At 61.4% G+C, this 17,299-nt stretch carries 16 protein-coding genes; 10 read left to right on the top strand and 6 right to left on the bottom strand.

Going from position 1 to position 17,299, the window contains the following annotated elements:
- Positions 1–4: 4 nt before the first annotated feature.
- Positions 5–1,048, bottom strand: a complete 1,044-nt coding sequence (locus AC02Y0_RS00925; RefSeq protein ID WP_476381680.1) for a Gfo/Idh/MocA family protein — start codon at positions 1,046–1,048, stop codon at positions 5–7.
- A 136-nt stretch (positions 1,049–1,184) separates the two neighbouring features.
- Here AC02Y0_RS00925 and AC02Y0_RS00920 point away from each other — a divergent pair, with 136 nt between their 5' ends.
- Positions 1,185–2,201 carry a LacI family DNA-binding transcriptional regulator gene (locus AC02Y0_RS00920; protein WP_476381678.1) on the top strand — a complete coding sequence of 339 codons (1,017 nt, stop codon included), beginning with the start codon at positions 1,185–1,187 and terminating at the stop codon, positions 2,199–2,201.
- A gap of 21 nt (positions 2,202–2,222) precedes the next feature.
- Here AC02Y0_RS00920 and AC02Y0_RS00915 read toward each other — a convergent pair whose 3' ends face one another.
- From AC02Y0_RS00915 to AC02Y0_RS00905, 3 genes are read right to left on the bottom strand one after another with little or no spacing between them, the layout of a single operon-like run.
- The gene (locus AC02Y0_RS00915) at positions 2,223–3,206 is read right to left on the bottom strand and encodes a PDR/VanB family oxidoreductase (protein WP_476381676.1); all 984 of its coding nucleotides are present in this window, start codon (positions 3,204–3,206) and stop codon (positions 2,223–2,225) included.
- 32 nt (positions 3,207–3,238) lie between these two features.
- Positions 3,239–3,982, bottom strand: coding sequence for a GntR family transcriptional regulator (locus AC02Y0_RS00910; RefSeq protein WP_476381675.1), 744 nt, complete (start codon positions 3,980–3,982; stop codon positions 3,239–3,241).
- A gap of 4 nt (positions 3,983–3,986) precedes the next feature.
- The gene (locus AC02Y0_RS00905; protein ID WP_476381673.1) at positions 3,987–5,048 is read right to left on the bottom strand and encodes an aromatic ring-hydroxylating dioxygenase subunit alpha; all 1,062 of its coding nucleotides are present in this window, start codon (positions 5,046–5,048) and stop codon (positions 3,987–3,989) included.
- Between the two features lie 243 nt (positions 5,049–5,291).
- Here AC02Y0_RS00905 and AC02Y0_RS00900 point away from each other — a divergent pair, with 243 nt between their 5' ends.
- The 6 genes from AC02Y0_RS00900 to AC02Y0_RS00875 all read left to right on the top strand — a co-directional run bounded on the left by AC02Y0_RS00900 (position 5,292) and on the right by AC02Y0_RS00875 (position 12,079).
- Positions 5,292–6,212, top strand: a complete 921-nt coding sequence (locus tag AC02Y0_RS00900; protein ID WP_102018734.1) for an ArsR/SmtB family transcription factor — start codon at positions 5,292–5,294, stop codon at positions 6,210–6,212.
- A 115-nt stretch (positions 6,213–6,327) separates the two neighbouring features.
- Positions 6,328–7,836 carry an arabinosylfuranosidase ArfA gene (gene arfA, locus AC02Y0_RS00895; RefSeq protein ID WP_476381671.1) on the top strand — a complete coding sequence of 503 codons (1,509 nt, stop codon included), beginning with the start codon at positions 6,328–6,330 and terminating at the stop codon, positions 7,834–7,836.
- Positions 7,837–7,863: 27 nt separating this feature from the next.
- Entirely contained in the window at positions 7,864–8,961 is a 1,098-nt protein-coding gene (locus AC02Y0_RS00890) for an ABC transporter ATP-binding protein (RefSeq protein WP_476381669.1), read from the top strand.
- A 1-nt stretch (position 8,962) separates the two neighbouring features.
- Complete coding sequence (locus AC02Y0_RS00885; RefSeq protein WP_476381667.1) at positions 8,963–9,844, top strand: carbohydrate ABC transporter permease; 882 nt, start codon at positions 8,963–8,965, stop codon at positions 9,842–9,844.
- The gene (locus AC02Y0_RS00880; protein WP_476381666.1) at positions 9,841–10,692 is read left to right on the top strand and encodes a carbohydrate ABC transporter permease; all 852 of its coding nucleotides are present in this window, start codon (positions 9,841–9,843) and stop codon (positions 10,690–10,692) included. Before AC02Y0_RS00885 ends, AC02Y0_RS00880 begins: the two co-directional genes overlap by 4 nt.
- Before the next feature lie 76 nt (positions 10,693–10,768).
- Positions 10,769–12,079 carry an extracellular solute-binding protein gene (locus AC02Y0_RS00875; RefSeq protein WP_476381664.1) on the top strand — a complete coding sequence of 437 codons (1,311 nt, stop codon included), beginning with the start codon at positions 10,769–10,771 and terminating at the stop codon, positions 12,077–12,079.
- Positions 12,080–12,159: 80 nt separating this feature from the next.
- Here AC02Y0_RS00875 and AC02Y0_RS00870 read toward each other — a convergent pair whose 3' ends face one another.
- On the bottom strand, positions 12,160–13,137 hold the full coding sequence (locus AC02Y0_RS00870) for a LysR family transcriptional regulator (protein ID WP_476381663.1): 978 nt from the start codon (positions 13,135–13,137) through the stop codon (positions 12,160–12,162).
- 187 nt (positions 13,138–13,324) lie between these two features.
- Between AC02Y0_RS00870 and AC02Y0_RS00865 the strand changes: the two genes are divergently transcribed.
- The 3 genes from AC02Y0_RS00865 to AC02Y0_RS00855 are packed head-to-tail and all read left to right on the top strand — an operon-like array spanning position 13,325 to position 16,262.
- Positions 13,325–14,281, top strand: coding sequence for a VOC family protein (locus AC02Y0_RS00865; protein WP_476381661.1), 957 nt, complete (start codon positions 13,325–13,327; stop codon positions 14,279–14,281).
- 13 nt (positions 14,282–14,294) lie between these two features.
- On the top strand, positions 14,295–14,957 hold the full coding sequence (locus tag AC02Y0_RS00860) for an alpha/beta hydrolase (RefSeq protein WP_476381659.1): 663 nt from the start codon (positions 14,295–14,297) through the stop codon (positions 14,955–14,957).
- A gap of 30 nt (positions 14,958–14,987) precedes the next feature.
- Positions 14,988–16,262, top strand: coding sequence for an ABC transporter substrate-binding protein (locus AC02Y0_RS00855; protein WP_476381657.1), 1,275 nt, complete (start codon positions 14,988–14,990; stop codon positions 16,260–16,262).
- Between the two features lie 37 nt (positions 16,263–16,299).
- Here AC02Y0_RS00855 and AC02Y0_RS00850 read toward each other — a convergent pair whose 3' ends face one another.
- A complete protein-coding gene (locus AC02Y0_RS00850) occupies positions 16,300–17,250 on the bottom strand; it encodes a LysR family transcriptional regulator (protein WP_444555994.1) in 951 nt (316 codons plus the stop codon).
- Between the last annotated feature and the right edge of the window lie 49 nt (positions 17,251–17,299).

Raw genomic sequence — 17,299 nt, 5'->3', positions numbered from 1 at the left:
GGGCTCAATGTCCTTCGACTGAAATGCTGACGGGAAGTCCGGTCCGAGCGCTTTCGATCGCGCCGAACACCATGGAAAGGCTCTTGATATTGTCGTCGCTCACCGTCTCGGGCTTCCGCCCGGAGTTCACCGCGTCGATGAATTCGGCGAGCACGCTTCGATGTCCGTGCGTCTCGTCCTCGTCAGGCGCCAATGGCACGGGCAAGATGTGCTGACCGCGCAGCAGGCCGGGTTCATTGCCGGCGACCGTCGCCTCGAAAGTCTCTTCGCCGTCCCAGGTGATCATGCCCTTCGAGCCGACCAGCCTCCAGGCGCTCTCCCAACTGGTGCGCCGCCCTTCAGCGCACCACGAGCCGCGATAGGTGAAGACGGCATCACCCGAGAGCTTGAAAATGGCATTCGCCGACGCGCCATGGGCATACCAGGAGCCGGACGGATTGCTCTCGACGCAATAGACCGAGAGCGGCTGCTTGCCGGACACGAAGCGAGCGGCGTCGAAGGTATGGATCGCCATGTCGAGCAGCAGGACATTGTCCATGGCTTCTCGAAAGCCGCCGAAATGCGGGGCGATGAAGAAGTCGCAGTGGATGCCCGAGACATCGCCAATCAGTCCGTCATCGACGGCGCGGCGCAAGCGCCGGATACCCGAGATGAAGCGGCGGTTCTGGACGACGGCATGCACCCGCCCCGTTTCTGCCGAGAGCGTAAGCAGTGCTTTTGCCTCATCCATGGAGGTGGCAAGCGGCTTTTCGGAGAGGACATGGCAGCCAAGCTTGAGCGCAGTCGAAACGACAGCGAAGCGCGCCGCAGGCACGACAATGTCGAACAGCATATCGGCCTGGGTCGCCTCGATGACGGAGCCGAGATCCGTATCGATCACCACGCCCTCAAGCCCAAATTCGGCTGCAAGCGCTTTCGCCACCGAAAGGTCGAGGTCGACGAGGCCCACGATTTCGACATCGCGGCTGAGGTCAGAAGCAGACTGAAGCGCTCTGAGCCAGCCTTTGGCCATAGCTCCGCACCCGCACAAAACGGCCCTTGAAGTCACTGATATCCTCCCAAAGAATGAGCGGAACTCCTCTCCCGCACATACCGTAAACGTTTACGACACTATGAACGAGGCGGCCCATGTGTCAATAGAGATTTCGTAAACGATTACGGCGTGCGTTTCAGCGGAGGGGTTGATGAAGGGCATCCGGCAACTGGCCGAACATCTCGACATATCGATCGGGACGGTGTCTCGTGCGCTGAACGGCAAGCCCGACGTCAACGAAGAGACGCGCAGGCGCGTGCTCGAAGCCGCTGAACAACTGGGCTATGTGGCAAACCAGGCGGGCCGCTCCCTGCGCAAGGGAGCAACCGGCATCATCGGCTTCATGATGCAAACGGGCCACGACATCACCGGCCAGGGCGACACCTTCTTCATGCGCGTCTTCGATGGCGTACAGACCGTGCTCGCGCGCCATCAGCTTGACCTTGTCGCACTGCTCTGTTCATCGGAGGAAGATCCGGACGCCTATCTGAAGCGCATTGTCGCCCGGGGCTTTGTCGACGGCATCATCCTGTCGGCGACGCGTTTCCAGGATCCCCGCTTCGAGCTTCTGCACAAGACGAAGATCCCCTTCATCACGCTTGGCCGAAGCCAGACCGATGTCGGCCAACCCTGGTACGATCTGGACTTCGAAGGCATGGCCGAGGATGCGCTGGAACGCCTGATCGCCAAGGGGCATCGCCGGATTACGATCAGCAGGCCCCATGGCGACATCAACCTTGGCCACGTCTTCGAAAACCATTGCCGGGAGGTCCTTGCCCGGCACGGGCTCGAGCTCGATGCCGCCCATATCTATCGCTCAGGGCCAAACGAACCGGGTGGCTATCATGTCGCCCAGCAGGTGATGAAGTCACGCGAACGTCCCTCCGCGATCATTCTCTTGAACGAGGCGACCGTGGTCGGCTTTTATCGCGGCTTGCAGGAGGTCGGCTTGAAGCCGGGCAAGGACATTGCCGTCATCGGCCAATACAGTCCCCAGGCGCAGTTCTTGAACCCGGTCCTCACCTGCTTCCGCCCGGATCTGAGGGCACTCGGAATAGCGCTGGCAGAAAGCCTGCTCGCGACCATGCCGGACCTTGCCCAGCATTATCCCGAGGCCGTTCGCCGTCGGCTTTGGCCGATGACCCTTATCGAAGGGGAAAGCGGTTGAGGAGCGGCGCGGGCTGAAAAATTACGCCCGCAGCGCTTCCTGGCGGTAACCCGTATCGATCGTGACCGTGCCGCCCACTGCGCGCGAAACGCAGGCGCACATCTTCTCGCCTTCATGCCGTTCTTCCGGGGAGAAGAACACATCGCGATGATCGATCGGCGTCGAGGCATCGACGATGTTGACGGCGCAGAGACCGCATTCGCCACGACGACAGTCGTAGACCATGTCGATCCCCGCCTCCATCAGCGCATCCAGCATGGTCTGGTCGGCGCGGACATCGACGGTCCGGCCATATTGCGGCACCGTGACCGAGAACGGCTGCTCCGCAAACCGGCCGCTATCGCCGAAGACCTCGAAGCGCAATCGGCTCATCGAGCGGCCGCTTTCCCGCCAGGTATTGCGCGCAGCCTCCAGAAGCCCATGAGGACCGCAGATATAGGCTTCGCCATCGACCGGCAGGGCGGCAAATTCGGCTGCGAGATCGAAGGCTTGTCCCTCATCCTGAACGAAGCTTGCGAGGCCTTCACCCAACAGCGACTGCAACTCATCAGCAAAGGCCATCTGCGCCCGGCTTTTGGCGCCGTAGATCAGTCGGACGGACTGGCCGCGCGCGACAAGTGCCTTCGCCATCCCGTAGATCGGCGTGATCCCGATGCCGCCCGCGATCAGCAGATAGCGCGACGCCCGCCAGGAGAGCTCGAAGCGGTTCTCCGGCTCTGTCATCTCCGTCTGGTCGCCGATGGCCAGGCTCCAGACAAAGGCCGAACCACCCCGGCTGTTCGGATGCAGCTTGACGGCGATCTTCAGCGTGCCGGGAGCGCTCGGCAGAACCGTATAGGTCCGGATCGCCGGCTCTCCCCGGATGACGACCTTGATATTGGTATGCGACCCGGGATCGAAGGCAGAGCGGAGCCCCTCAACCGCGAAGGTCACGGCCCGGACATCCTCCGCCGGGTTTTCGATCGATATGACGCGCGCTGCACGCCATTCCAGCTTGGAACGCATGAAGTCCTCCCAGTCTATGTTTGATGACCCGATCAGCCCGCCATGAGGGCGAGCGCCAAAACCTTCCGGCGCAGATCGGGCTGCTCCTCCAGCACGAAATCGAGATTCTGCCGCGCAAGCCGCGCATGTTCGCGTGCCAACGCTTCCGCCCGTGCGCCCTCGCGCAATTCGATCGCCGCCACGATCGCCTTATGCTGCGCCTGCGCGACGACCAGCGTCCTGTAGAAGGCGGGCGCATCCGCTTCCGTATTCACGAAAGCATTGGGACTGGCGAAAGGCAGGCTTGTCATGCGTTCGACTTCCCGCCGCAAGACTTCGCTTCCAGCGAGATCCCAAAGTAGCCGATGGAATTTGCCGTTCAGCGCCTCGTAGCGCTCGAAATCCATCGCATGGGCTTCGGCCGCGAGGACCTCATCGAGCTGCGCGACAACCTCGCGAATGGCCTTCATCCGCGCAGGCGTCACACCCCGCTCGGCAGCAAGCCGTGCGGCTGTGCCCTCAAGCACGCCACGCAACTCGATCGCGTCGATCACTTCCTGCCTGCTGAACGAACGCACGGCATAACCGCCGGACGGTATCAGCGTCACAAGCCCCTCCTGTTCGAGCCGCTGCAACGCGGCCCGAAGCGGCGTGCGTGAAACGGAGAGACGCTCGGCGAGTGCCACCTCCGACAAACGCTCCCCGGGCTCGATCTCACCCGTCAGGATGAGATCGCGAAGGCCGAGCAGAGCCTTTGCCGTCTGTTGTTTCGGAGCGCGGTCCGGATCAGCACTCATGTGGTCACTCCGCCGCTACCGCATGTGGCCCGGCCTGGGGCTTCAATTCCGCATCAATCATCCGATCGATCAGCTTGCGCGCCCACATTGAGCCCGCATCGATGTTCAGATTGTAGAACTGATGGTCCGGATTGGCCTCGATCGCCCGCTGCTGCGCTTCCAGCACCTCTTCGTCTTCGCGGAACACACCGGCGACCGCTTCGCGAAGCTCATGAGTGCGCGCCTGATTGCCGAGGTCGTAGTTGCGGGCAAAGGCCCAGAAATAGAGACAGGTCTTGTCCGTCGAGGGAGTGATCGTGTTCAGAACATAACCGTTCACGCCCTTGGAGCGGTCACCCTGCTTGGCACCCGTTCCGGCCTCGGCGACGCCGACGTCGATGGTAACGGTACAGGGCGCCTCGAAGCGGATGATCTGCCAGCGATCGACCTTGCCCGGGCGACCGAACTGCTTGCGCCAGAACGGCGGCGGGTCGATGCCTTCCATCCAGCGGGTAATATAGGCGAAGCGGTCCGAATGGCTCGCTTCGAACGGTGCCTCGGCAACAGCGCGATTGCCGATCGAAGAGCCATGCACGAAGGTTTCGTGCGTCAGATCCATCAGGTTATCGACAACGAGGCGATAGTCACACTTCACCTCGATCAGCTTGCCATCGGCGGCCCAGTCGGGATCTTGGTTCCAATGCATGTCGGGCACCAGCGCCGGATCAGCAAGCGCCGGATCACCGGGCCATATCCAGATGAAGCGGTGCTTCTCGGCGATCGGATAGGACTTCACGCAAGCCGACGGATTGATGGTGTCCTGCGAGGGCATGTATACACAGCGGCCCGTCTCGTCATATTCGAGTCCGTGATAGCCACAGATCACATTGTCGCCTTCCAGGCGCCCGAGTGACAGCGGCACCAGCCTGTGCCAACAGGCATCGGCGAGCGCGACCGGCGTCCCATTCTCCTTGCGATACAAGACGACAGGCTTGTTGCAGATGGTCCTCGGCAGCAGCTGGCGCTTCAGCTCCACATCATAGGCGGCGGCATACCAAGCATTCAGCGGAAAGGTGGGTTTGGACATGACAGCTCCTCCTCTATCGAGGCAAGAGAGCCATACCGTATACACGATGTCAATCGGCGGGGCAAAATACGGCAAATTACGCGCCAGAACCTGCCGCCTGTTCACCGCGTGTATACAGGAAGTCTAGCGGGCAGCGCCATCGGCACCCGAACCCACTCAGCGCTCCAACACCTGAACTCAGCAGCGAAAGACTTGTCTTAATCAGAAAATCTGATACGTATTATCTATCCAGGGAGGACAGAATTGAGCAGCCGTTTTCTGATGATCACGCCGGAAGACGGCAAGGATGTCCTCAAGTGCCTGGCTGCGCCGGCGCGACTTGCCATCCTGGAACTGCTTCATGCCAGAGGCGCGCTCAACGTCAACGAAATCGCCGAAGTCCTGGAACTGCCGCAGTCGACCACCTCCACCCATCTCAATCAGATGGAAGAGGCCGGCCTCATTCGCACCGAGGTGCAGAAGGCGCGCAAGGGCAGCCAGAAGATTTGTCATGCGGTGCATGACGAGATCGTGCTGACCTTTACCCGCCCCAACGAGGCGACGGACGAGGCGATCGAAGTCGCGATGCCGGTCGGCCTTTACAGTGGCTATGAGGTCTACGCCCCCTGCGGCATGTGCGGGCCGGATGCCATTATCGGCTATCTCGACAACCCCGACACCTTCCTCTCCCCGGACCGCATGAAAGCCGGACTCCTCTGGTTTACCAGGGGCTACGTAGACTATCAGTTTCCCAACAATGCCAGGATCAAAGGCGCGCCGATCCGCGAACTGGAACTGCTCATGGAGCTCTCCTCCGAGGTCCCCGGCACCTCCGACAACTGGCCCTCCGATATCACCATTTCGATCAACGGCAAGGCGGTCGCGACATGGACGTCGCCCGGCGATTTCGGCGACCGGCGCGGCAAGTTCACGCCCGACTGGTGGAAACTTCGGGGTAGCCAATATGGAGTGCTGAAAAGTTTCCGCGTCACGGAGGGTGGCACCTTCATCGACGGCATGCGGGTTTCCGATGCCACGCTTGAAGACCTGGAATTGCTCGACCACCGCTCGATCCGCGTCAGGATCGAGGTGCCGGAAAAGGCAGAACATCCCGGCGGAATCAACATCTTCGGCCGCGGCTTCGGCAACTACGACCAGGACATCGTCCTGCGCATCAAGACCTGAAACGCCCCTCGATTTTCCCCTGCATATTGCCGGATTGACCTCCGGACGATCCCGTGTATCATATCGCCAATTATGATAGATATCCGATAAACGGATATATACGGAGGAAATACACATGCGGGCTGTCGGCACCGTTCACCGCGACTATAAAATCAGCACGATCGATCCGCGCCTCTATGGATCCTTCGTCGAGCATCTCGGCCGCGCGGTCTACACCGGCATCTATGAGCCCGATCACCCGACTGCCGATGAAAACGGCATGCGCCAGGATGTCATCGACCTCGTGCGCGAACTCGATGTTCCCGTCGTGCGTTATCCCGGCGGCAACTTCGTCTCGGCTTATAACTGGGAAGACGGCATCGGCCCGAAGGAAGACCGCCCGGTCCGCCTCGACCTCGCCTGGCACACCTCGGAATCCAACCAGGTCGGCATCCACGAATTCGCCGACTGGGCCAAGGCCGCCAACACAGAAATGATGCTGGCCGTGAACCTCGGCTCACGCGGTCTGGATGAAGCCCGCGCCTTCCTTGAATACGTCAATCATCCGGGCGGCAGCTACTGGTCGGATCTGCGCCGCAAGAACGGACGCGAAGAGCCCTGGAACGTCAAGCTCTGGTGCCTCGGCAACGAGATGGATGGCCCCTGGCAGATCGGCCAGAAGACGGCCGAAGAATATGGCCGGGTCGCCTTCGAGACAGCCAAGGCCATGCGCGCCTTCGACAAGTCGATCGAGCTGGTCGTCTGCGGCTCCTCCTCTCCTAAGATGCCGACCTATCCGGCCTGGGAAGCTACCGTCCTCGACTACACCTATGACAGCGTCGACTACATCAGCCTGCATATGTATTTCGAGAACCACGCCGGCGATACCGCAGCCTATCTGGCGCAGAACGCCCGCCTCGATGACTACATCCAGACCATCGCTTCCGTGATCAAGGTGACCAAGGCGAAGAAGCGCTCGAAGAAGGATGTCTATATCAGCTTCGACGAGTGGAACGTCTGGTACCATTCCAACGAAGCCGACCGGAAGGTTCTGGAAGGCCGTGATGGCTGGCCGCATGCGCCGGAACTGCTCGAAGACATCTACAATTTCGAGGACGTGCTGCAGGTCGGCTGCATCCTCAACACCTTCATCCGCCGCGCCGATGTCGTGAAGGTCGGCTGCCTGGCCCAGCTCGTCAACGTCATCGCGCCGATCATGACCGTGCCCGGCGGCCCGGCCTGGCGCCAGACGACCTATTACCCTTACCTCTTTGCCTCGCGTTATGGCCGCGGCACCTCCTACCAGCTGTCGATCGACTGCCCTGGTTATTCGACCGACTTCGCAGACGCCGTTCCCTATCTCGACGTCTCCGCCGTTGAGAGCGACACCGATGGCGCGCTGACCCTCTTCATCGTCAACCGCCACGAGACCGACGCGATTACTCTTGATGTCGCGCTCGAAGGCTTCGGCGATCGCAAGGTGATCATGGACAAGGTCATCGCAGGCCATGCGCTGAAGGATGTGAACGGCCCGGACAAACAGACGGTTGCGCCGGTCGATGGCAGCGGGGTCACCGTCGAGGGCGGTCGCCTCAAGGCAGAGATGGCGCCGCTCAGCTACCGGATGATCCGGCTCGGCCAGTAAACCAATCGACGACGGGGAGGAGAAACCATGTCGGCTTCGATTGAAATTGACAACGTCACCAAGCGCTACGGCGCACTGACCGTACTCGAGGACATTTCGCTGTCCATCGAGGCGGGTGAATTCGTGGTCTTCCTAGGGCCTTCGGGCTGCGGGAAGTCCACACTGCTCCGCATGATAGCCGGTCTGGAGGATGTGACCTCCGGCACCATTTCGGTGAGCGGCAGCCGCGTGGATACACTACCGCCCGGCAAGCGCGGTGTCGCCATGGTCTTCCAGTCCTATGCGCTCTATCCGCATATGACGGTGAAGCAGAACATGTCCTTCGGTCTCGAAAACATCGGGATGCGGAAGGACGAGATCGAGGCCCGCGTGCTCGCCGCCGCTGAGACGCTGGAGATCGGCCATCTGCTCGACCGCAGGCCGCAGAAGCTTTCTGGCGGCCAGCGCCAGCGCGTCGCGATCGGCCGTGCCATCGTCAAGGAGCCCAAGGCCTTCCTGTTCGATGAGCCGCTGTCCAACCTTGATGCAGCGCTTCGCGGCCGCACGCGCCTCGAACTGGCACAGCTTCACCACCGCCTCGGCTCGACGATGATCTTCGTCACCCACGACCAGGTGGAGGCGATGACGTTGGCCGACCGGATCGTCATCATGAATGCGCGCAAGATCGAGCAGATCGGCACGCCGATGGATGTCTATCAGCGGCCCGCCAGCAAATTTGTCGCGAGCTTCATCGGCTCACCGGCTATGAACTTCCTGCCCGTCACTGGCTGGATACAGGGCAGCACCGACTTGGCGGTGACCACGGCCGGTCTGGGACGCGTCGAAACGGGCTTCCAAGTCCCCGCCGGCACGCCGTCTGAAGGTGCGACGATCGGCATTCGCGCAGAAGACATCACCGTGCTCACCGATGGCGCCGCCGGTGTGCCGCTGACAGCAGAAGTCGTCGAGCGGCTCGGCGATCGCTCGCTCGTCTATGGCGTGCTCGATGACGGCAGCAAGTTCGTCGTGGAAGCCGACGGCCGCTCGCTGATCAAGGCTGGTGATCGGCTGATGCTCTCGCTCGATCCCAAGGCTTTCCATCTCTTTGGCGCCGACGGCCGAGCCTTCTTCAAGGAGGCGGACTGACATGGCCGAGAGTTATCGCCGCAGCCAGTGGAGCAATGGGCTTTTCATTCTGCCGTATCTCCTCGTCTTCCTCGCATTGCTTGTGTTTCCGCTAATCTGGGGCATGTTGCTGAGCCTGCACAAGGTCGACCTCTTCGGCCCAGGCCGGTTCGTCGGCCTGACCAACTACATCAGGGTCGCCGGTGATGCCGTGTTCCTGCAGGCGCTTCGCAACACCATCCTGTTTGTGGTGGTGAGCGTGCCCACGCTGGTCGCCTTGGGCCTGTTCCTGGCGCTGGCACTCAACCGCACCACGCGCACGACCAGCTTCTTCCGCGGCCTTTTCTTTTCGTCCTCGGTGCTTTCGGTCACGATCGTCACGCTGATCTGGCGCTTCGTCTTTATTCCAGGTGACGGCCTTCTCTCGGTGCTTTTTGCCGAGGCCGGGATTGAGCAGATCAACTTCATCTCGACCAAGGGCTGGTCTCTGTTTGCCGTCGGCGTCGCAACCGTCTGGTGGTGCATTGGCCTGCCGATGATGCTCTTCCTCGCCGCGCTCCAGCAGGTGCCGCAGGATCTCTACGAGGCGGCAGCGCTCGACAATGCCAGCCCCTGGCGGGTGTTGACACGCATCACCCTGCCCTCGATCGCGCGGACCATCATGCTGGTGACGATCATCCAGATCGTGCTGCAGTTCCAGCTCTTTGGCCAGGCGCAGCTGATGACCAATGGTGGCCCGAACGGCTCCTCGCGTCCGCTCGTCATGTACATCTATGAAGTGGGCTTCATCCGCTGGGATGTGGGTCGTGCAGCGGCAGCATCGCAATACCTCTTCCTGATCATCCTCATCGCGGCCATGGCGCAATATGTCGTGTCCTCGCGCAAGACGGAGGACGGCGCATGAGCTCCACCACCGACACCTACAAGCCGGAAGTGCTGACGGCCAACCGTCCGCTGCTCTGGGGTGCCGCCCTGCTATCCATCGTGATGATGGCGCCGGTCGCCTGGTTGGTCGGCCTCTCGATCAAGAGCAACCAGGACCTGATGGTCGGCACGGACTCGGTCTTCCGCGCGCCGTATACCATCGCCAACTACCTGAACATCTGGCATTCCTCTCAGGTCTTCGGCTGGTTCTTCAACAGCCTTGTCGTCGCCACCGGTCAGACGCTGATGGTGCTGGTCCTCTCTTCGCTGGCCGGTTACGGCTTCGCCCGGCTCGAGTTTCCCTTCCGCCGCACGCTGTTCATCATCGTGCTCTTCGGGCTCGCGGTGCCGGAGCAGGCTGTCATCATCGCCCGGCACCAGATGTTCAACTGGTTCGGCCTGCACAACACCTATCTCGGCCTGATGCTGCCGGGCATGTCGGGTGCCTTCGGTGTCTTCCTGATGACGCAGTTCTTCCGGGCAATCCCGAAGGAGATCGACGAGGCGGCCCTACTCGACAACGCATCGCAGTGGCGGATCTTTTGGAAGATCATGCTGCCGCAGACCCTGCCTGCCCAGGCAACGCTCGGCATCTTCACCTTCCTGCATGGCTGGAACGACTACTGGTGGCCGCTGATTTCGGCGACCAAGAAGGAAATGTACACGCTGACGGTGGGGCTTGCCTCGTCGCAGTCGAACTTCGCGCAGAGCGAGGGCCTCGGCTTCCTCGCAGCCCAGGCGGTCTTTGCCAGCGTGCCTGCGCTGATCGTCTACGTGATCTTCCAGAAACACATCGTGACTGCCGTTTCCGGCGGTGCGGTGAAGTGAAGCCTACCCGACCGGGGAGGAGCCGGCCGGCTTCGTTCAACAGGGCAATCAGCCCGACATAAGGGAGTGAGATACGATGAAACATATTCTGATGACCACCGTCGCCGTTTTGGCGCTCGGCTATAGCGCCTCGGCGCAGGCGCAGACAAAGATCGAGCTGCAGCGCTTCTTCGGTGCCTGCGACGCTGAATACGGCACAGTGACTGACGTCTCGGCCGCCGTCGGCGAATGCGGCATCATCACCGCACTGGTCAACAAGTTCGAAGCCGACAATCCGGATATCGACGTCAACGTGACGACGGTCGAGTGGCCCGGCTACGACCAGCTCAACGCCCAGCTCGCGTCCGGTGCAGCACCTGACGTTGTCTCCATGCACTATTCGGCGATCTCAGACTACCAGAGCCGCGGCCTGATCGAACCGATCGACGAAGTCCTGGCCGCCCAGGGCGTTTCGCCGGAGAGCTTCACCGATGCAGGCCGCAATGGTGTCACCAAGGAAGGCCAGCTCTACGGCCTGCCCTTCGACAACTGGACCATGCTCTTCCACGTCAACCTGAACCTGATGAAGGAAGCCGGCCTCGTCAACGCCGACGGCACGCCGATGCTGCCGAAGTCTGGCGAAGAACTGATCGCCCAGGGCAAGCAGTTCCAGGAAAAGACCGGCAAACCCTATCTCATCCAGATCATGGCCAATGAAACGGCCTCCTATGCCCGCATTCTCTACACGCTGCTGCAGCAGCAGAACTCCGACTTCTTCTCCGATCCGACCGCGATCAAGCTGAACACGCCGGAAGCAAAAGCCGCCGTCGAACTGATGAAAGCAACGAAGGATCAGGGCATCTCGACGACAGGCCTCGACTATGCGGCAGCGGTCTCGGGCTTTGCCAATGGCGAAGGCGGCATCGCCGTCAACGGCACCTGGCTGATCGGCGATTACGTCGCGCAGTCGGAAAAGGAAGGCGCGGCGCTTTTCAACGGCTACACGGTCTATCCGGTCCCGCAGCTCTTCCCGGCCCAGGACAGCACCTATGCAGACGGCCATAGCTGGGTGATGCCGAAGAAAGACCGTTCGCCGGAGCAGGTGGACGCCGTCGGAAAGCTCTTCAAGTTCCTCGCCGACAACGACTTCCAGTGGGCCCGCACCGGCCACCTGCCAGCCGCCAAGGCCGTCTTCGACATGCCGGAATTCAAGGCACTTCCGCATCGTGACAACATCGCGAAGATTGCCCAGACCGGCCGTGCGCTGCCGGCTGAAGTCCAGCGCCAGTTCCCGATCCAGGACATCATCGGCGAAGAAATCGGTGCCGCCGTCAATGGCGACAAGTCGGTCGACGAAGCCCTCGCCTCCGCCGAAAGCCGCGTCAACGAACTGCTCGGCGACCTCTGATCTGTAGCCAAAGGCCTCCCTGGCCTGCCTCGCGCACTTCGGTGTGCGGGGCATTTTTTATGGCGAGGAGAGACTTGGCCTCACCGATCCCGCTCCGGAAGGAATGGCCCCTGCCCCCAGACAATCGACTTCTCGTGGCGCTCGATGACCTTCTTCAGATCCATGAATTCACGGACAATGTGATCCTGGAATTTGCGGCGGGCCGGATTGGGGAAGGTCTTGCGCTTGGTGATTATGCCGAGTGTGCGTTCGGGCTGTGGGATGTCGACCGGCACGATCGAGATCTTGTTCTCGCCCTTGAAAGAAAAGACCACCGAATGCGGCAGGATGGCGAGCGCGTCGGTGGACGCGATATAGTTGACGACCGACAAGAGCGAGCCGCCGGAATAGCGGATGGAGAGCTCGCTGATGCCGAGCGTGATCAGGATGTTGTGCAGATCGAGAACCAGCGGGGAGCCCGGCAGCGGCGCGACCCAGGGATAGGTAAGGATATCCTCTATGCTCAAGCGCCGCTTGCGCAGCAGCGGATGGCCGACGGCACAGGTGAGCACATTGCGGCCCGGCAGGATTGCCTGGAATTCGAAATCGCTCTTGAGGTCCGTACTGCCAATCGGCGTGATCGCCAGATCGATCTGGCTGGAATCGAGCTCGGTGAGCAGATCCGGCAGGTTGCCATAGGACTGCTCGACCATGATATCGCGCTCCCGAAGCTGGAAGCTCGCGATCATCTGCGAGATCACCGCATCCATGAAGAAGGGAACCCCGCCGACCTTGATGCGACCAGCGGTTCCCGACTGGAAACTGCGGACAATCTCAACTGCCTTGCGTGATGCACCGAGGATCGAACGCCCCTGGATCGCCAGCTGCTGCCCGAGCGGCGTCAGTTGCATCGGCCGCTTGCCGGGAATGAACAGCGGCTCGCCGACCCGGCGCTCCAGCATGGACAATGTGCGCGAAACGGCAGGCTGGGTCATGCCGAGCATGGCAGCACCTTCCGTGACGCCCCCGGTCTCGGCAACGGCCGCAAGCTGGACGAGGTGACGCTCATCGATCTTCATAGCAATTCGCTATACCGAACATAAGCAATTTTATCAACAGAGGGTCTGAGGCTCTGTATAGTCGGATTATTGGGTGGGATACGATCCGACACTTGGAGAACGGGCGCGGCAATTTATGCCGTTGGAGGGCCCGTGTGTCCGGGATCGTCACAACCCTAGCATTTGCAGATTCTGGAGGAGAAGAAGCATGTCGTTCATCTCGGGTTATCATCACCTCACGCTGAGCACCGATGGCGCTCAGGAGGACTATGACTTTTACACAAAGACACTTGGCCTGCATTCCATCAAACGTACAGTATTGTTTGACGGTACGATCCCGGTCTACCACCTCTATTACGGCGCAAAGAGCGGCGATCCTTCGACGATCGTCACGACCTTCCCCTTCAAGAAACCCGGCATCTACGGCAAGCGCGGTACCAACCAGTCGAAGATTATCCAGCTTTCGATCCCGGTCGGTTCGGCCGACTTCTGGGTCGACCGGCTGAACGAACGCGGCATCCCGGCGAAGAAGACGAGCCGCTTCGGCATCACCCGCGTCGCGCTCGCCCATCCCTGCGGCATCGACCACGAACTGGTCGAAAGCCCGGCAGATACCCGCCCGCCAATCACGAATGAGGCACAGGGTATTGGCCCGGAACAGGGCATTCGCGGCATCTATGGCGCTGCCATCGCCGTCTTCGACCGCACCTCGATGGACGACTTCCTGACCGTCGGGATGGGCATGAAGAAGGAGGCCGACAGCGACGAGGGACTGATGTTCTCGGTGCCGAACAACAACGGTCCGACGAGCATGGTCGAGGTCATTCACCAGCCGACCGGCCCGCAGGGCACATGGACGCTTTCGGGCGGCACGATCCACCACCTTGCACTCAACACGCTCAACGAGGAAAACCAGCTGAAGCTCAAGGCCCATATCGAAGGTCTCGGCTTCACCGATGTCTCGGACCAGAAGGACCGCAACTACTTCAAGTCCTGCTATGTGCGGTCTCCCGGCGGAGCACTCTTCGAAATCGCCTGGTCGGTTGAAGGGGGATGGGCCCTGGACGAGCCAGCTGACGCCATTGGCACCACGCTGGTCTTCCCGCCCTGGTTCGAGGATCGCCGCGAGGAACTGATCGCCGGCCTCGAACCCGCGAACTTCTAAGCCGGAGGCGATCATGGCCATCCATGGCGAGCCGCTGAGCGCGGGCGTCGCACCGGCGGAGGCGGACGTTCTCTGCATCTTCGTCCACGGGCGCACCCAATCGCCCGAGGACATGATGGAGCAGGTCATCGGGCAGCTCTCGGTGCGCGGCGTATCCTATTGCCTGCCGCGTGCCACCGGCAAGTCCTGGTATGCGGCGCGGGCTACCGATGCGCTCACCGATCCGACCCGCGAGGAACTGCAGAAGTCTCTCGATTACATCAACGGGCTCGTGGGGGCCCTGCGACAGGCCGGCGGCAAGGAGAAGCCGCTTCTCATCGGCGGCTTCAGTCAGGGCGCCTGCCTGTCGCTTGAATATGCGATGACCTTCGGCCCGTGGAACGGGGCGATGGTCAATCTCACGGGGTGCCGAGTGGGCCAGACGACAGACCTGCGTCCGGCACAAGACCTCGACGGAATGCCCGTCTATCTTACCGGCTCCGATCAAGATCCCTGGATTCCGGTCTCGGCCTTTGCTGAAGCATCCGAGGCGCTTGGGAGGGCGCGGGCGAGGCTTCGATGCGAACTTTTTCCGGGACGCACGCATCAGGCGTCCGAGATGGAAGTCGCAGCGGTAGACGCGATCCTGCAGGATCTTGCGGAGGGAAGCCGGCCATTTCGCCACGTCGCGGCGTAGTTTCACAAATACAACTGGGAGGAGGACAGCATGATTACGCGCAGAAAATTGCTGAAGGCGGGGGCTGCTACCGGTCTCGCCTATGGTTTCGGGGGCCTCGCTGCACCGGCGATCGCCCAAGGGGCCAAGATCAAGCTTGGCTATGTCAGCCCGCAGACCGGGCCGCTGGCAAGCTTCGGCGAGAGCGACGCCTATAATATCGCCTCCTTCCTCGCGACCGAGGCGGGCAAGAACTTCGAGATCATCGTCAAGGACAGCCAGTCGAACCCGAACCGGGCAGCGGATGTGGCGAAGGAACTCATCCTGTCGGATGAAATCAACCTGATGTTGGTCGCCTCGACCCCGGAAAACACCAATCCGGTGGCGACCACCTGCGAAGCGGAGGGCATTCCCTGCATTTCCACCAAGGCGCCCTGGCAGCCCTGGTTCATCGGCCAGCAGGGCAATCCCGGCGATCCCGAGAGCTGGAAACCGTTCGACTTCGCTTACCATTACTTCTGGGGTCTGGAAGACGTCATTGCCGTCTTCACCAACATGTGGGGCCAGCTTGATACCAACAAAAAGGTCGGAGGCCTCTTCCCCAACGACGCCGACGGCAATGCCTGGGGGGATCCGAATGTCGGCCTGAAGCCGGGTCTCTCACAAGCCGGCTTCGAGCTGCTCGATCCAGGCCGTTATCAAAACCTGAGCGACGACTTCACCGCACAGGTGAATGCCTTCAAGGATGGCCAGTGCGACATCATCACCGGCGTCGTCATTCCGCCCGACTTCACCACCTTCTGGAACCAGGCCAAGCAGCAAGGCTTCAATCCGAAGGCGGTCACTGTCGCCAAGGCGATCCTCTTCCCGCAATCGGTTGAGACGCTGGGAGCTGCCGGCCACAACCTATCTTCGGAAGTCTGGTGGTCGGCGCAGCATCCGTTCAAGTCGTCGCTCACAGGCCAGAGTGCGGGCGAACTTGCTGCCGACTTCACCGCCAAGACGGGCCGCCCCTGGACGCAGCCGATCGGCTTCATCCACTCGCTGTTCGAGATGGCAACCAATGTGATGGGACGCGTCGACGACGTGACCGACGCGGAAGCCGTGGCAGCGGCCATCGCTTCCTCGAAGGTCGACACGATCGTCGGCCGCGTCGAGTGGAACGGCCAGGGCGTGCCACCTTTTGCGGCGAAGAACGTCACCAAGACGCCGCTGGTCGGCGGTCAATGGCGTCGCAAGGACGACGGCACTTTCGACCTCGTCATCGTCGACAACAAGACGGCGCCGAACATCCCGACAGCCGGCAAGATGGAAGCGCTGGCCTGACAGGTCAAACACACAGGGGCCCGCCACGTCGGGCCCCTCAACTGCCCCAAACGACCGCCTCCTCATGCCGCTTGATCAGATGTTTCAGGTTGTCGAAACCGGAGCGGATGAAGGCCGAGAATTGCTCGACAGCGGGAGAGCGGGGCGCATCGACCCTTCTGAGGATCGCCAGCGCACGCTCCGGATGCGGAATGTTGATCGGCAGGGCCGTGATCGTCTTTTCCTTGCGCTGAGCAAAGACGACGCTGTGCGGCATGACAGTCAGCGCGTCTGCCGCTTTCAGATAATTGACCACACTCGCCAGCGACCCGCCCGAATAGCGGATGCGGATTTCGGTCGCGCCGAACGAGAGCAGCAGGGCTCGGAGGTCTGCGAGCAGCGGACTGCCGGGCGGCGGAGCCACCCAGGCATAATCGAGAAGATGGGCCGGCTGCAGGCGGCGTTTCAGGAGCAGCGGATGCGTGACCCGGCAGGCAATGACATTGCGGCCAGGCAGGATCTGCTGGAAGGCAAGCCCAGAGCCTTCATCGAGAATATCGATGGGGCAGATCGCCAGATCGATCTGATCGGCCTTCAGCGCCGCGCGAAGATCCGGGAAATAGCCATAGGACTGGTCGATCCGCACATCCGGATGTGTCGCCTGAAACTCCGCACACATGCCGGCAATCAGAGAATCCATGAAGAAGGGACTTCCGCCCACCCGGACGACGCCGCTTTTGCCGACGCGAAAGCTCTCCATCAGGTCGGAGGCCTTGCGGGAGGCGGCCAGCATCGCAAGACCATGTTCTGCAAGCGCAATCCCAAGCGGGGTAGGCTGCAGCGGGCGCCTTCCCCGGATGAAGAGCGGTTCGCCGATCCTCTTTTCCAGCATCGACAAAGTGCGCGACACCGCCGGTTGCGCGAGCCCCAACAAGGCTGCGCCTTCGGTCACGCCGCCCGTCTTCACCACGGCAGCCAGCTGGATCAGGTGTCGCTCGTCGAACTTCATAACGGATTGTTATATTGCCTCCCAAACAAATCATCAATCACGCATTCAA

This window comes from Allorhizobium sp. nf9_anc (assembly GCF_056323085.1).
The sequence above is the reverse complement of the archived record's forward strand: the minus strand, read 5'-3'. Positions and strand labels throughout refer to the sequence as shown.

Excerpts from the sequence above, each read along its gene's own strand:
- AC02Y0_RS00920 (WP_476381678.1), top strand. The coding sequence starts at position 1,185 with ATGAAGGGCATCCGGCAACTGGCCGAACATCTCGACATATCGATCGGG.
- AC02Y0_RS00915 (WP_476381676.1), bottom strand. The coding sequence starts at position 3,206 with ATGCGTTCCAAGCTGGAATGGCGTGCAGCGCGCGTCATATCGATCGAA.
- AC02Y0_RS00910 (WP_476381675.1), bottom strand. The coding sequence starts at position 3,982 with ATGAGTGCTGATCCGGACCGCGCTCCGAAACAACAGACGGCAAAGGCT.
- AC02Y0_RS00905 (WP_476381673.1), bottom strand. The coding sequence starts at position 5,048 with ATGTCCAAACCCACCTTTCCGCTGAATGCTTGGTATGCCGCCGCCTAT.
- arfA (WP_476381671.1), top strand. The coding sequence starts at position 6,328 with ATGCGGGCTGTCGGCACCGTTCACCGCGACTATAAAATCAGCACGATC.
- AC02Y0_RS00890 (WP_476381669.1), top strand. The coding sequence starts at position 7,864 with ATGTCGGCTTCGATTGAAATTGACAACGTCACCAAGCGCTACGGCGCA.
- AC02Y0_RS00885 (WP_476381667.1), top strand. The coding sequence starts at position 8,963 with ATGGCCGAGAGTTATCGCCGCAGCCAGTGGAGCAATGGGCTTTTCATT.
- AC02Y0_RS00880 (WP_476381666.1), top strand. The coding sequence starts at position 9,841 with ATGAGCTCCACCACCGACACCTACAAGCCGGAAGTGCTGACGGCCAAC.
- AC02Y0_RS00875 (WP_476381664.1), top strand. The coding sequence starts at position 10,769 with ATGAAACATATTCTGATGACCACCGTCGCCGTTTTGGCGCTCGGCTAT.
- AC02Y0_RS00870 (WP_476381663.1), bottom strand. The coding sequence starts at position 13,137 with ATGAAGATCGATGAGCGTCACCTCGTCCAGCTTGCGGCCGTTGCCGAG.
- AC02Y0_RS00865 (WP_476381661.1), top strand. The coding sequence starts at position 13,325 with ATGTCGTTCATCTCGGGTTATCATCACCTCACGCTGAGCACCGATGGC.
- AC02Y0_RS00860 (WP_476381659.1), top strand. The coding sequence starts at position 14,295 with ATGGCCATCCATGGCGAGCCGCTGAGCGCGGGCGTCGCACCGGCGGAG.
- AC02Y0_RS00855 (WP_476381657.1), top strand. The coding sequence starts at position 14,988 with ATGATTACGCGCAGAAAATTGCTGAAGGCGGGGGCTGCTACCGGTCTC.
- AC02Y0_RS00850 (WP_444555994.1), bottom strand. The coding sequence starts at position 17,250 with ATGAAGTTCGACGAGCGACACCTGATCCAGCTGGCTGCCGTGGTGAAG.